The following is a 13,486-nucleotide window of genomic DNA, read 5'->3' as shown; positions in this document are numbered from 1 at the left end:
CAACCGCTGAATTCAGAAGTCTTAGGCCGGCACGTGGGCCAGGCAGGTGCCCCAAAACGGGGCCGCGTGGAGCGGCGTTCCCTGATGGCTTCAGGTCAGCGTGCGCTCGTCGGCAATGACCTTGCCGTCGTTTGGAAGGCTCCCGGGCGGAACGATCTCAACCGCGCCCCGCAGCTTCGTGACCATCTGCAGGGTTTCGGCGATCCTCGGCGCGAGGTCCTCCTCGGGCCTATCGGCTTCGCACGCAAGCGTCATCGCGTCGGCATCGTGGCTCCGCGTCACCACGAGGCGAAGTTTTAGCAGTTCCGGATGGCGCTTGCCGATGCTGTCGATCTGCTCGGGGCGCACGAACATGCCTTTGACTTTGGTGGTCTGATCGGCCCGGCCCATCCAACCTTTGATCCGCATGTTCGTGCGTCCGCAGGCGCTGATCCCCGGAATGGCCGCCGTCAGGTCGCCAAGCGCAAAGCGGATTAGCGGATAGGTTTCGTCGAGTGTCGTGACGACGATCTCGCCGACCTCGCCCTCCGCGACAGGATCCCCGGTTCCGGGGCGCACGATCTCGACGATGATGTTCTCATTCACGATCATCCCGTCCCGCGCGGGCGTCTCATAGGCGATGATGCCGATATCGGCCGTCGCATAGGCCTGAAACGCCTCGATTCCCCGCCGCGCAATGTCGTCCTGCAGGTTTTTTGGGAAAGCGGCTCCCGAGACCAAAGCCCGCTCGATCGATGAGACGTCCCGTCCGGAAGTCGGCGCGTCCAGGATGATCTTGAGGAAATCAGGCGTCCCGCAATAGATCGTGGGACGAAAGGCGGCGATCAGATCCAGCTGTTGTTGCGTGTTGCCCGGCCCCGCCGGAATAACGGCGCATCCGAGCTCCCGCGCGCCGGCATCCATGATGAAGCCTGCGGGGACGAGATGATAGCTGAAGGTGTTGAGCATGATCTCGCCGGCGCGAAAGCCCATGGCGTGCATCGGCCGGGCGACACCCCAGACGTCGGCGGACAGGCCTTGCGCCTCATAGATCGGACCAGGCGACGTGAAGAGCCGCGCAAAGCGTCCCGGATGTTGCGACGACAGCCCACCAAACGGCGGCCGCTTCCGCTGGAGGTCCGGCAGGTCGGATTTGCGCAGCACCGGAAGCGTGCTCAAAGCGTCGCGCGTCGCGATCGCCGATGGATCGATGGCGCCGAAGCGTTCCGCGTAAGTCTCGGATCTCATCGCGGCGGCGACCACTGCCGGCAGGCGACGAAAGAGATCGCGTTCGCGCTCGCCCGGTGGGCGTGTGTCGAGGGCGTCGAAGTACTGCGTCATCGCTCAAACATTCCTGGGTTTTGCAGAGACTTCAGGCCAACCAGCGCTTACGGCGCTTGTAGCTTTTCACATTGCGGAAGCTCTTCTGCGATCCGTCGGCGACCCCGAGGTAGAACTCCTTCACGTCCTCGTTTTCGCGCAGTCCCACGGCCGGACCATCCATCACCACGCGTCCGGTTTCGAGGATGTAGCCATAGGTGGCGTATTTCAGCGCCATGTTGGTGTTCTGCTCGGCGAGCAAGAAGCTGACGCCCTGCGTGACGTTCAGTTTCTGCACGATCTCGAAAATCTCTTCGACCACCTGCGGAGCAAGTCCCATGGAGGGTTCGTCGAGCAGGATCATCGTTGGGCGGCTCATCATCGCCCGGCCGATGGCGCACATCTGCTGTTCGCCTCCCGAGGTGTAGCCCGACATGGAATGTCGTCGCTGCCGGAGGCGCGGGAAGTAATCGTAGATCGCTTCGAGATCGGCCTTGATGGCGGCATTGCCGTCGCGCCGCGTGAAGGCGCCGGTCAGAAGGTTTTCCTCGATGGTCAGGTGACCAAAGCAATGCCGGCCTTCGAGAACCTGGATGCAGCCGCGCCGCACTACCTGGTTGGGCGACAGCTTGTCGATCCGCTGGCCCTCGAAAACCACGGAGCCCTTCGTCACTTCGCCGCGCTCCGCGTGGAGCAGGTTCGATATGGCTTTCAGGGTCGTCGTCTTGCCGGCACCGTTCGCTCCCAGGAGTGCCACGATGCCGCCTTGTGGAACGCTCAGAGACACGCCCTTCAAGACGAGGATCACGTGGTCGTAGATCACCTCGATATTGTTGACCACGAGAACGGCGTCCGGCGCGGGAACGCCTGCGGGTGTGGGGATGGCTTGCGACATCTCGGCCTCGAGTCTCGACTTCAGGAACTTTGGGTGTCGCGCGGCGATCGGCCGCCGCGCGACGGACGGCGGTTCAGGAGGCCTTGTCGCAAGCCTCGCTGCGCTTGGGCCAGCCGGCATTCTTCTCGGCATAATCCTTGGCGGCGCTGTCGAGAAGGGGTTTCACCTTGTCGACCATCGGCGGAATCGGTTCGGAAATTTTCACGAACTTCTTGCCGTCCCATTCCTGCATGAAGGTCGCGAGGTGACCGTTATGGTCCGCGCAAGTGAGCTTGATGGGTTGGGCGAAGCCCTCCATTCCCATCTCCTTCAGGCGATCGGCGTTGATGTCCATCGTTTCGAGCCCGCGACGGACGTCCTCACCGGTCACGACCTTCTTGCCGGAGACCTTCTGGGCATTGCGGATGCCTTCGGCGATCAACATCGAATTGTAGACGCCGCGGTTGTAGAGGACCTCGCCGACCTTGTCGGGATTGGCCTGGCTAAGTTTCTTGTCGACCACGTGCTTCTTGATGTCGGCCAGTGCCTTGTAGTTGCCGTCGGCCGAGTGCCAGTTGAGGCTCTTGAAGCCCTTCGCCGGCTCGCCCGTGGCGCGCAGATCGTCGTCGCCGGGCCACCAGACGGAGTAGAACTTGTCCATCGGATAACCGGTCCGCGCCGCTTCCTTGACGGCGGCGCCGTTCATGGCGCCCCAGCCCCACAGCACCATGTAATCAGGCTTGTCGCGACGGACATTCAGCCATTGCGACGACTGGTTCTGCATGTCCTGAGCGGCAATCGGGTAGAACTTCACCTCGAAGCCATAATCCTTGGCCAGTTGCTCGAGAAGCGGGATCGGCTCGCGCCCGTAACCGGCGTCAAGGAAGATATAGCCGATCTTTTTGCCTTTCAGCTTGTCCAGGCCTCCTTCTTTCGTGCCGAGATAGCTGATGATCTGCGAGAGGCCGTCCCAATAGGTCGCGGGCGGATTGAACACCCATGGAAACGTCTGTCCATCCGCAGAGGCCGACAATCCGTAAGCCATGGAGAGGATCGGGATCTTGTCGACCGCGGCTCGCGGGATCAGTGGCAGCGTGATGCCCGTCGACCACGGATTCATGACCACGGGATTCTTCGATTTCACCGCCTCGTAGCACTCGATGCCCTTCTTGGTGTCGTAGCCGGTCTCGCATTCCTCGAGCACCAGCTTCACGCCGCCAATTCCGCCATCGCGCTCGTTGAGCATGGTCAGGTAGTCGCGCATTCCATCCGCAATGTGAATGCCGGATCCGGCGAAGGCGCCGGTGCGGTAGGTCAGGAGCGGAACGTAGATCGAATCCTGGGCGAATGCTGGCGCCGATAACATCGGCGCGCAGACGATCGCCCCGACGGCAAACGACTTCATCTTCGACATGGCAGTCTCCTCCGTGATGTGTCCGGCTTCTCCGTGCCGGTTTGTTGTCTTCATCGTCCGGCGCTCAATAGGGGAACGGCCAGACACGAAGCTTCTGCTTTCCGATCTGCCAGAGCCGCGCCAGGCCGTGCGGTTCGACGATCAGGAAGAAAATGATGAGCGCGCCGACGATCATGAAGCGCAAATGCTCGACCGTGGCAGCGGTGATGCCTATTCCGAAGGGGCTGAGGATCGCGGGCATCACCATGCCGAGAATGATCGGCAGGATGAAGATGAGCGCCGCCCCCATGAACGAGCCGATGAGGCTGCCCAATCCTCCGATGATCACCATGAACAGGATGAAGAACGACTGGTTGATGTTGAAGACATCGTATTCGGCGCCGCCATACCAGAGAAAGACCAGAAGCGCGCCGGCGACGCCACAATAATAAGACGAGACGGCAAAAGCCAACAGCTTGGTGCGCAGCAGGCGGATGCCGATCAGTTCTGCGGCGATATCCATGTCGCGAACCGCCATCCATGCCCGGCCGATGCGGCCATGGACGATATTGGAGGCCACCCAGGTGAGCCCGATCACAAGCGTCAGGACCACCAGATAACGCGTCTCCGGCGTCGCCGTCGCGCCGACGATCGGGACGCCGAACAAAGTGCGCAGCGGCGCCTCGATCGCGCCCGAGACGTTGTAGTTGACCAGCCACGGCACGCGAATGAAGCACCATTGCAAAAAGAACTGCGCGGCGAGCGTCGCGACGGCGAGATAGAAGCCCTTGATGCGCAGCGACGGAAGCCCGAACAGCACACCGATCGCCGCCGAGAACAGGCCCGATGCGAGGATGCAGATGATAATGTTCAGGCCCGGAAAGGCGGTCGTCAGCTTGTAGCACGCATAGGCGCCGACACCCATGAAGGCGCCGGTGCCGAGAGACAGGAGTCCCGTATATCCGGTGAGCAGGTTAAGGCCGATGGCGGCGAGCGAGAACACCAGGAACGGGATCATCACCGCCTGGAGCAGGAAGCTGTTGCCGGTGAAGACGAGTGCGTAGGCACAGACGATGATGACCGCGAGGCCGATGCGATCCTCCCGCAGCGGGAAGATCGCCATATCGGCCGCGTAAGTCGTCTTGAACTGGCCGGCCTCGCGGTAAAACATGGTCTCTCCGTCAGATCCGCTCGATGATGCGCTCGCCGAACAGACCTTGCGGCCTGTAAAGCAGGAAGAGCAGGGCAATGATGTAGGCAAGCCACGTCTCGATGCCGCCGCCGACGAGCCCGCCCCAGTAGAATTCGCCCAGCTTCTCGCTCACGCCGATGATCAGACCGCCGACGATGGCGCCGGGAATCGACGTGAATCCGCCGAGGATCAGAACCGGCAGCGCCTTCAGCGCGACGATCTGCAGCGCGAAAGACACGTCCGATCGCGCGCCCCACATGATGCCGGCGACCAGCGCGACGATGCCGGCTGCAAACCACACGATGACCCAGATCTGGCCGAGCGAAATGCCCACCGACAGCGCGGCTTTGTGGCTGTCGGCGACCGCCCGCAAGGCGCGGCCGATCCGGGTCTTGGAAAAGAACACCGCCAGCACCGCGATGATGAGCGAGGCGATCACCGCGGCTGCGATGTCGATATGCTGGAAGCGCACCAGGCCGCCGAACAGGTCGAGATCTGTCGACCCCTGCGGCAGGTAGAGTTCCTGGGCGATCATCTGCTTCGGATTGCCGCCAAAGATCAGTTCGCCGAACCCGATCAGGAAATAGGTGAGGCCGAACGTTGCCATGAAGAGGATGATGTCGGGTTGGTTGACGAGGGGGCGAAGCACGACCCGCTCGACCGTCACGGCAAGAATGAACATCACGCCGATGGTGAGGATCAGCGCGAGCAGGGCCGGGACGCCCATCTCATGCAGCCCGACGAGCGTCAACGCCGCGAACACCACCATGATGCCTTGTGCGAAATTGAAGACGCCGGACGCCTTGAAGATCAGCACGAAACCGAGCGCGATCAGGGCGTAGAGCACGCCGGCGACAAGCCCCTCCCACAGGGTCTGGATGAGAAGGTCGGGTGCCGAACCCATCATGACGAAAGGATCGATGAGGACGTTGTAGAGCATATCCATCATCGCCCCCTAATGCGCCACGCCGAGATAGGCCGCGACGACCTTCTCGTCGCGCTTCACCTCTTGCGGCGTTCCGTCGGCAATCTTGCGACCGTATTCGAGGACGACCACGCGATCCGACAAGTCCATCACGACGCCCATGTCGTGTTCGATCAGCGCGATGGTCGTGCCGAAATGCTGGTTGACGTCGAGGATGAACCGACTCATGTCCTCCTTCTCCTCGAGGTTCATCCCCGCCATGGGCTCATCGAGAAGGAGGAGTTCGGGTTCCATCGCCAGCGCGCGGCCGAGTTCGACGCGCTTTTGCAAACCGTAGGGAAGCTTGCCTACCGGCGTTCGCCTGATGTGCTGGATTTCGAGAAAGTCGATGATGTCCTCAACCACGCGCCGATGCCCGGCTTCCTCCTTCAGGGCCGGCCCGTAGCGAAGCATCTGCCAGAAAAAGCCCTTGTGCATTTTCAGGCTGCGCCCGGTCATGATGTTGTCGAGGGTCGACATGCCCTTGAACAATGCGACGTTCTGGAACGTCCGCGCGATACCGCCGCGGGCGGCCGCCGAAGGGCGCATGCGGCGGCGTTTCTCACCCTTGAAGGTGATGCTTCCGTGCGTCGGATGATAGAACCCGTTGATGCAATTCAGCATCGACGTCTTGCCCGCGCCGTTCGGGCCGATAATCGCCCTGATCTCACCCTTGCGAATGTCGAACGATACATCCGTCAGTGCCTTCACGCCCCCGAATGCCAGCGACACGTTCTCGACGGCGAGCAAGGTCTCGCGCTGGGGGATGACGGGATTCTCAAAGGGCCTCACGCTGCATTCTCCAGCGGGGTCGGGGTCACCGGGTAGATCTTCATGTCGCGGATATGAACGTGAGCCGAGATGGTGCCCTTGCGGCCGTCTTCGAACGTGACTTCCGTCGAAACGTCCGTCTCGCGCGTGCCGTCGTAGAGCGCGACGATGAGCGGGGCATAACGCTCGGCGATAAAGCCCCGCCGCACTTTCTGGGTTCGGGTCAGTTCGCCGTCATCCGCATCGAGTTCCTTGTGCAGAATGAGGAATCGCTGAATCTGCGCGCCGCCCATCCCCGGCTCCATGCTGAGCGAACGGTTCACCTCATCCACATGCCGCGCGATCATATCGTAGACGAGCGGGTGACCTGCGAGTTCCTGGTAGGACGCATAGGTGATGTTGTGCCGCTCCGCCCAATTGCCGACGGCAACAAGGTCGATATTGATGAAGCAGGTGACGGCGTTGCGGTGATCGCCGAAGGCCACCGCCTCCTTGATGTTCGCGTAGAATTTCAGCTTGTTCTCGATGTATTTCGGCGGGAAGAGCGAGCCGTCCGTCAATCGCCCGACATCCTTGGCACGGTCGATGATCTTGAGGTGACCACCAGGTTCGAAGAATCCGGCGTCGCCCGACCGCACGAAGCCGTCGCTGGTCTTGGTCGCGGCGGTTTTTTCGTCATCCTTGTAGTAGCCCACGAAGACGCCGGGTGAGCGATAGAGAACTTCGCCGTTTTCATCGATGCGGATTTCGATCTGCGGCGCTGGCCGGCCGACCGTATCCGCACGGATCTCGCCATCGGGGTGCATGGTGACGTACACGGCGGCCTCGGTCTGACCGTAGAGTTGTTTCAGGTTGACGCCGATCGAACGGTAGAACCGGAAAAGCTCCGGCCCGATCGCCTCGCCCGCCGTGTAGCCGACCTTGATCTTGGTAAACCCGAAGCGGTTGCGAAGCGGCGCATAAACCAGCGCATTGCCGAGCCCGTAGAGGATTCGATCAAGAGCCGAGACGTCGGCGTCGCCATTGAGGATCTTCTCGCCGACCCGGTTTGCAAGATCGAGGAAATACCTGAACATCTTTCGCTTGAGAGGACTCGCATCCTCCATCCGCACCATCGTGAGGGTCAGGAGATTCTCGAAAATCCGCGGCGGCGCGAACACGTAAGTGCTGCCAATCTCGCGCCGGTCTTCGACCACGGTCTCCGGGCTTTCCGGGCAATTGACGCAGAAGCCCGCGAGAATGCCTTGCGCATAGGAGAAGATGTGATCGCCCACCCAGGCGATGGGAAGATATGCGAGGATCTCGTCGTTGTCGGTCAGCTTGTCGAAGCTGCAGCCGATCTCGGCTGCCTTGACGACGTTGTCATGCGTGAGCATCACGCCCTTCGGACGCCCCGTCGTGCCCGACGTATAGAGAATGATGGCAAGGTCGGCGCCGCTGCCCGATTGAAGTTCGTGCTCGATCGCCGAACTCGTGGCATCCTGCCGGCAAAGCTCGCGGCCTTGCTCGATCAGGCTGTCGATCGCATGCAGGCGCGTGTGGTCGTAGTCCCGCAATCCGCGCTCCTTGTCGTAAAGGATGTGGACGAGGGTGGGCAATTGATCGATGACCGACAGCAGCTTGTCGACCTGTTCCTGATCCTGCACGACGGCATGTGTCACCTCCGCGTGGGCCAGCACATAGGCGATCTCTTCCGCGACCGAATCTGAATAAACCGGAATGGGAATCGCCCCGAGCCATTGGGCTGCGGCCATCGACCAGTAGAGGCGGGGGCGATTGGAACCCAGGATCGCCAGTTTGTCGCCGCGCTTGAGGCCCAGGGTCTGAAGACCGGCCGCGAAGGCACGGACGTTCTCGTGGACGTCGTGCCAGTTCCAGCTTTGCCAGATACCGAAATCTTTATGTCGAAAGGCAGTGCGCGCGGGCCGAATTTGCGCGTTCAGCGCAATGAGCTTCGGGAAAGTGTCTTCGCGGGCGGTAACCGCCATCCAGCTTCCTCCATGGTCGCACTGCACCGACTATTCGTCAGAAAGCGCTTGGCCCTTAGGGCTCTTGTAAAAAAACTTAACAGGCCTGCTTTCTTTCAGTAAAGTGCGAAAAGATCGAAGATTTCGTTCGAGACATTCGAATGCACCCTAATCTGATCGACCATCTGACGGCATTTATCGCTGTTGCGGAGACTTCAAGCTTCTCGGAGGCGGCGCGCCGCTTGGGCCGAGCTGTCTCGACGGTCAGCTATTCGGTGACGCGCCTTGAAGAATCCTGCGGGCTTCAACTGCTCACGCGGGGCGTTTCCCGGCCGAGCCTGACACCGAACGGCCGGGCGCTGTTTCGTGAAGCGCAGGCGGCGGTCGAGGGCGCCCGCCGGTTTTCCGCCCATTCCAAGGCCCTGGAGCGCGGCGAGGAAAATCGCATTCGGCTCGCCATGGACGTGTTGTTCCCCTTTGCGCCTCTGCTCACGGCGCTCAATGCCTTCGGGGCGGAACATCCTCATGTGCAGGTGCAGATTTTCGCAAGTTCGCTGAATCGCCTCTGGGACGACCTGAAATCCGGCGCTCTCGATCTGTGTCTGGCGCCCATCCGTGATGTCCCCGCCGACGTGGAAAGGCAGGCACTCGCTGCGATCGAGCTTATTCTCGTGGCCGTTCCGCACCACCCGCTGGCGAAACTGCGGGAGCCGTTCAAGCTCGCGGAATTGTCCCGGCACAGGCAGCTCTATTATGTCGGCTCGCCCAGCGTCGATACGGAACGCATGAGCCGCGTCTTCGGCACCGATGTCTGGACCGTGAGCGATCTCCTCATTCTGCGCGAGCTCATCCTCTCGGGCGTGGGGTGGAGCTTCGGCACCGAAGCCTTTTTTGCCGAAGACCTCGCCTGCGGGCGGGTCGTGCGGCTCGATTGCAGCGATCTGCGGATCGATGCACGCTGGACGTTCGGGGCCATGTGGCATATCGACCAGCCGCCTGGGCCCCTGGGCAAGAAACTGCTCGAGATGGTCAAGCTGGCAACCGGCATCGCACCCGAGGCGACCGAGATCCCGGAGGGTGATTGACCCGCGGCGGTGTTGCTGTCGCCCAAACAAATCGATTGGCCATGATATGGCCACGGTTGCGGATAAACCGGACGGTTTCCACCATTCATGACGGAGCGAAATCTTGTCTCGTGCGTATCGGCTGCTGGCCGTCCCGTTTTTCCTTGCCCTCACGATCGTCCCTGCCCAACCCGCCAGCCATCGCATGGAGAAATCCCTCGACCGGCTGGAGCCGGTCACGCGGATGATGGAGATCTGCGGCATCAAAGCCGGCGAGGAATTGCGGCGCGAGCGCGCGTACAAGGCGGTCAACCGCGTCGTTGTGGACGCGATCGAGGCGCCCGAGATCGACAATAACGTCGTGGCCGGAACCGGCGGAGCGTTCCGCCACAAAGGCCATTGGTACCAGCTGCAATTCGAATGCACGCTCACCGAGGATCAACGCTCGGCTGTCTCTGTGGACTTCGTCGTGGGCGATGAGATCCCTGAAGCTCAGTGGGAAGATTACGGCTTGTGGAAATGAGGACGCGGCGACCGCGGCTTGCGCTAAGGCGCGCTGGCCGCCTGTTTGAACGTCAGATGGCGAATTTCTGATCAGATGCTGCCGTTGCGGTACGCTGAATTTCCCTTGTGCTCGTGCGATTTGTGCCTCTACCCTGCAAGGCAGCCAGTCGTCGGGGCTGCGCGGGGAGAACGCCCACACGGTGACGTCGCGATCCATATTCGATGAGATGAACGGCAACGGCGGGCCAACCCGCGAGGCCTATCGTGTGCTCGAGGGCTGGCTGAATTCGGCCCCCTCTCAACTCCTCGAACACCGTCGCGACGAGGCGGAGCTTCTGTTTCGCAAGGTCGGCATCACCTTCGCGGTCTATGGCAACGCCGAGGCCGAAGAGCGTCTGATCCCCTTCGACATCATCCCCCGCATCATGTCGGGACAGGAATGGGCGCACCTGTCGCGCGGGCTGGAGCAGAGGGCGCGGGCGCTCAATCTCTTCCTCAAGGACATATACGGTCCGCGCGAGATTCTGCGCGCCGGGATCATCCCGCCCGAGTTGATCTTCCAGAACCCGCATTATCGGCCTCAGATGAACGGGCTTTCGGTCAGCGGCGGGGTTTACGTACAGGTCGCCGGGATCGATGTGGTGCGGGTCGACGACAAGGATTTTTATGTTCTGGAGGACAATCTTCGCACCCCCTCCGGTGTCTCCTATATGCTGGAGAACCGCGAGGTCATGCTGCGGTTGTTTCCCGATCTCATGGCGATGCAGCGCATCCGCCCGATCGAGAACTATGTGGACGAACTTCTCGGCACCCTGAAGTCGGTCGTGCCCGAACGCGGCTCGTCCGATCCGGTCGTCGTTTTGTTGACCCCTGGTTCCTATAACAGCGCCTATTACGAACACAGCTTTCTCGCCGACCGCATGGGGGTCGAGCTGGTGGAGGGGCGCGATCTCGTGGTGCGTGACGAGATCGTCTACATGCGCACGACCGAGGGGCCGAAGCGAGTCGATGTGATCTATAGTCGGCTCGATGACGATTTTCTCGACCCGCTTGTCTTCCGCCCGGATTCTGCCCTCGGCGTGCCGGGGCTGATCGCCGCGTATCGAGCAGGCAACGTCACCATCGCCAACGCACCCGGCACAGGGGTCGCCGACGACAAGGCGATCTACAGCTACGTGCCCGATATCGTGCGCTTCTATATGGGCGAAGAAGCGATCCTGAAAAACGTTCCGACATGGCGCTGCCGCGAACGCGAGGCGATGTCCTACGTGATGGACAACCTGCATGAGCTCGTCGTCAAGCAGGTCAACGGATCGGGCGGCTATGGGATGCTCGTGGGCCCGCATTCGACGACGGAGATGTGCGATCAATTCCGCAATCTGATCCGTGCCAATCCCGACAACTATGTGGCGCAGCCAACGCTCGCTCTGTCCACCAGTCCGATCTTCACGGAGAGCGGTCTCGCGCCGCGCCACGTGGACCTGCGGCCGTTCGTGCTGACGGGTCGCGACGGCGTCCGGATCGTGCCGGGTGGGCTGACCCGTGTCGCGTTGAAATCGGGATCGCTGGTGGTCAATTCGAGCCAGGGCGGCGGAACCAAGGATACGTGGGTGTTGAGCGAATGAGCGGCGGCCAATCGGGAGCATTGTCGTGCTGAGTCGGGATGCGGACAGTCTCTACTGGCTTTCGCGGTACGTGGAACGTGCCGAAAACCTGGCGCGCGTGCTCGATGTCGCCTACCGCATGGCCTCGATGCCGCTTTCCTATAATGGCGTCGACAGCAACGAGTGGGAGTCGGCGCTCGTCACGGCCGGTGCGCTGGAAGAATTCAGGCAGGTATACGACGAGGTCACACCCGCAAACGTCATCGAGTTCCTGGCATTCTCGGAGGCAAACCCATCCAGCATCCAATGTTGCTTCGACACCGCGCGCCAGAATGCGAGATCGGTTCGCAGTGCGCTAACGTCGGAGATGTGGGAGGCGATCAATTCGGCATGGCTCGATTTGCGCCACCTCAGCGTGCGCAAAATCAGCGTTCAGGATCTGCCGCGGTTTCTGAACCTCGTGAAGGAAGCTTCTCTGCGCTATGACGGCTCGGCCATGCGGACGATGTTGCGCAACGATGCCTACTGGTTCTCCCGTCTCGGGGTCTACGTGGAGCGGGCCGACAACACGGCGCGTGTGCTCGACGTCAAGTACCACGTGCTTCTCCCGCAGGATGCGGAGGTAGGTGGCGGCATCGACTATTATCATTGGGCGGCGATCTTGCGCTCCGTCTCGGCACTCGTCAGCTACCAGTGGGTCTATCACCAGAATCTTCGGCCATGGCTCGTCGCGGACTTGCTCATTCTGCGACAGGAAATGCCGCGGTCGCTCGCCGCTTGCTATGCTGCCCTGTCCAGTCACCTGGATGATATTGCCCACCGCTACGGCACGACGGGATCCGCGCAGAGGCTTGCTCGCGCGGCCCACGCGCGCCTCACCAACCGCACGATCGACGACATCTTTCAGGTTGGATTGCACGAGTTCCTGCAGGAGTTTCTTGCCGAGAACAACCGGCTCGGACAATCCATCACAAACCAGTATCTGTGTTGACCGATGCGTATCCGGATCGCCCATGACACGACCTACAGCTACAGCGAGCCCGTCCATGCGGCCATGCAACTCCTGCGCCTGACGCCACGCGGCCATGAGGGTCAGAGGGTCATCTCCTGGAGCATCGATACCGATTGCGACGCACGGCTCATCCGGCGAGAGGATTGGTACGGCAACGTCATGCACAGCCTCTATGTGGCGGGGCCGATCAAGCATATCGGGCTGAAGGTCAGGGGCGAGGTGGAAACGACTGAGGTTGACGGGATCATTCGCGGCGCTCCGGAGCGCTTTCCGGAGGCATTCTACCTCCGCGGCACGCCGTTGACGCAGATCGACCCGGCGATTCGGGACTTCACCGAGGCGTCGGCTGGCCACATCGCGGCGCCACTCGACCGGGCGCACATGCTGATGGGGGCGATGCGGGAGCGGCTGCGTTTCGACACCGAAGCGACCACGTCGACCACATCAGCCGGCGAGGCTTTTGCCGCAGGGCATGGCGTCTGCCAGGATTTTACGCATATTTTCATCACAGCCGCGCGCTGCCTCGGCATGCCGGCGCGCTACGTATCGGGCTACCTGCACAAGGAGGAGGAGAGCGAGCAGGACGCGGGCCATGCCTGGGCCGAGGTCTTTGTGGCCGATTTGGGCTGGGTCAGCTTCGACGCGACGAACGGCGTTTGTGCGACAGGCCATTACGTCCGTCTGGCTACCGGGCTCGATTATCTTGATGCGGCTCCGGTCCGAGGCAGCTATTACGGGGTCTCCCGTGAAGCGCTCGATGTCTCCTTGCGGATTGAAAGCGCTGGCCAGTCGCAAGCACAGTGATGATGATGCCCCAACGGCAACCCGTCCAACGATCTCCC

The 13,486-nt window shown here is 61.6% G+C and carries 12 protein-coding genes; 5 read left to right on the top strand and 7 right to left on the bottom strand.

What is annotated here, in order from left to right; all coding sequences use genetic code 11:
- Nucleotides 1-90: 90 nt before the first annotated feature.
- The 7 genes from FEZ63_RS11670 to FEZ63_RS11640 form a co-directional block, all read right to left on the bottom strand.
- On the bottom strand, nucleotides 91-1,320 hold the full coding sequence (locus FEZ63_RS11670) for a phenylacetate--CoA ligase family protein (RefSeq protein WP_150944533.1): 1,230 nt from the start codon (nucleotides 1,318-1,320) through the stop codon (nucleotides 91-93).
- Between the two features lie 31 nt (nucleotides 1,321-1,351).
- Nucleotides 1,352-2,194 carry an ABC transporter ATP-binding protein gene (locus FEZ63_RS11665; RefSeq protein WP_150944531.1) on the bottom strand — a complete coding sequence of 281 codons (843 nt, stop codon included), beginning with the start codon at nucleotides 2,192-2,194 and terminating at the stop codon, nucleotides 1,352-1,354.
- A 73-nt stretch (nucleotides 2,195-2,267) separates the two neighbouring features.
- Nucleotides 2,268-3,587, bottom strand: a complete 1,320-nt coding sequence (locus FEZ63_RS11660) for an ABC transporter substrate-binding protein (RefSeq protein ID WP_150944530.1) — start codon at nucleotides 3,585-3,587, stop codon at nucleotides 2,268-2,270.
- Between the two features lie 64 nt (nucleotides 3,588-3,651).
- Nucleotides 3,652-4,737 carry a branched-chain amino acid ABC transporter permease gene (locus tag FEZ63_RS11655; RefSeq protein ID WP_150944528.1) on the bottom strand — a complete coding sequence of 362 codons (1,086 nt, stop codon included), beginning with the start codon at nucleotides 4,735-4,737 and terminating at the stop codon, nucleotides 3,652-3,654.
- A 10-nt stretch (nucleotides 4,738-4,747) separates the two neighbouring features.
- A complete protein-coding gene (locus FEZ63_RS11650; RefSeq protein ID WP_201274154.1) occupies nucleotides 4,748-5,704 on the bottom strand; it encodes a branched-chain amino acid ABC transporter permease in 957 nt (318 codons plus the stop codon).
- 9 nt (nucleotides 5,705-5,713) lie between these two features.
- Nucleotides 5,714-6,514 (bottom strand): ABC transporter ATP-binding protein, encoded by an 801-nt coding sequence (locus FEZ63_RS11645; protein ID WP_150944526.1) that lies wholly within the window; start codon nucleotides 6,512-6,514, stop codon nucleotides 5,714-5,716.
- Nucleotides 6,511-8,481: an AMP-binding protein gene (locus tag FEZ63_RS11640; RefSeq protein ID WP_150944523.1), complete on the bottom strand. Its 1,971-nt coding sequence runs from the start codon at nucleotides 8,479-8,481 to the stop codon at nucleotides 6,511-6,513. The genes FEZ63_RS11645 and FEZ63_RS11640 overlap by 4 nt, the downstream gene beginning before the upstream one ends.
- Before the next feature lie 140 nt (nucleotides 8,482-8,621).
- On the opposite strand from FEZ63_RS11640, the gene FEZ63_RS11635 reads away from it, so the two are divergent.
- The 5 genes from FEZ63_RS11635 (at nucleotide 8,622) to FEZ63_RS11615 (ending at nucleotide 13,448) form a co-directional block, all read left to right on the top strand.
- Nucleotides 8,622-9,545 carry a LysR family transcriptional regulator gene (locus tag FEZ63_RS11635; RefSeq protein ID WP_150944522.1) on the top strand — a complete coding sequence of 308 codons (924 nt, stop codon included), beginning with the start codon at nucleotides 8,622-8,624 and terminating at the stop codon, nucleotides 9,543-9,545.
- Between the two features lie 103 nt (nucleotides 9,546-9,648).
- Nucleotides 9,649-10,047: a DUF930 domain-containing protein gene (locus tag FEZ63_RS11630; RefSeq protein ID WP_201274150.1), complete on the top strand. Its 399-nt coding sequence runs from the start codon at nucleotides 9,649-9,651 to the stop codon at nucleotides 10,045-10,047.
- A 208-nt stretch (nucleotides 10,048-10,255) separates the two neighbouring features.
- Nucleotides 10,256-11,653, top strand: a complete 1,398-nt coding sequence (locus FEZ63_RS11625; protein ID WP_150944641.1) for a circularly permuted type 2 ATP-grasp protein — start codon at nucleotides 10,256-10,258, stop codon at nucleotides 11,651-11,653.
- A gap of 25 nt (nucleotides 11,654-11,678) precedes the next feature.
- Nucleotides 11,679-12,623: an alpha-E domain-containing protein gene (locus FEZ63_RS11620; protein ID WP_150944520.1), complete on the top strand. Its 945-nt coding sequence runs from the start codon at nucleotides 11,679-11,681 to the stop codon at nucleotides 12,621-12,623.
- A gap of 3 nt (nucleotides 12,624-12,626) precedes the next feature.
- Complete coding sequence (locus tag FEZ63_RS11615; RefSeq protein ID WP_150944518.1) at nucleotides 12,627-13,448, top strand: transglutaminase family protein; 822 nt, start codon at nucleotides 12,627-12,629, stop codon at nucleotides 13,446-13,448.
- Nucleotides 13,449-13,486 lie beyond the last annotated feature (38 nt).

Origin of the sequence: Microvirga brassicacearum, assembly GCF_008757455.1 — a bacterium.
Classification (GTDB): domain Bacteria; phylum Pseudomonadota; class Alphaproteobacteria; order Rhizobiales; family Beijerinckiaceae; genus Microvirga; species Microvirga brassicacearum.
The sequence above is the reverse complement of the archived record's forward strand: the minus strand, read 5'-3'. Positions and strand labels throughout refer to the sequence as shown.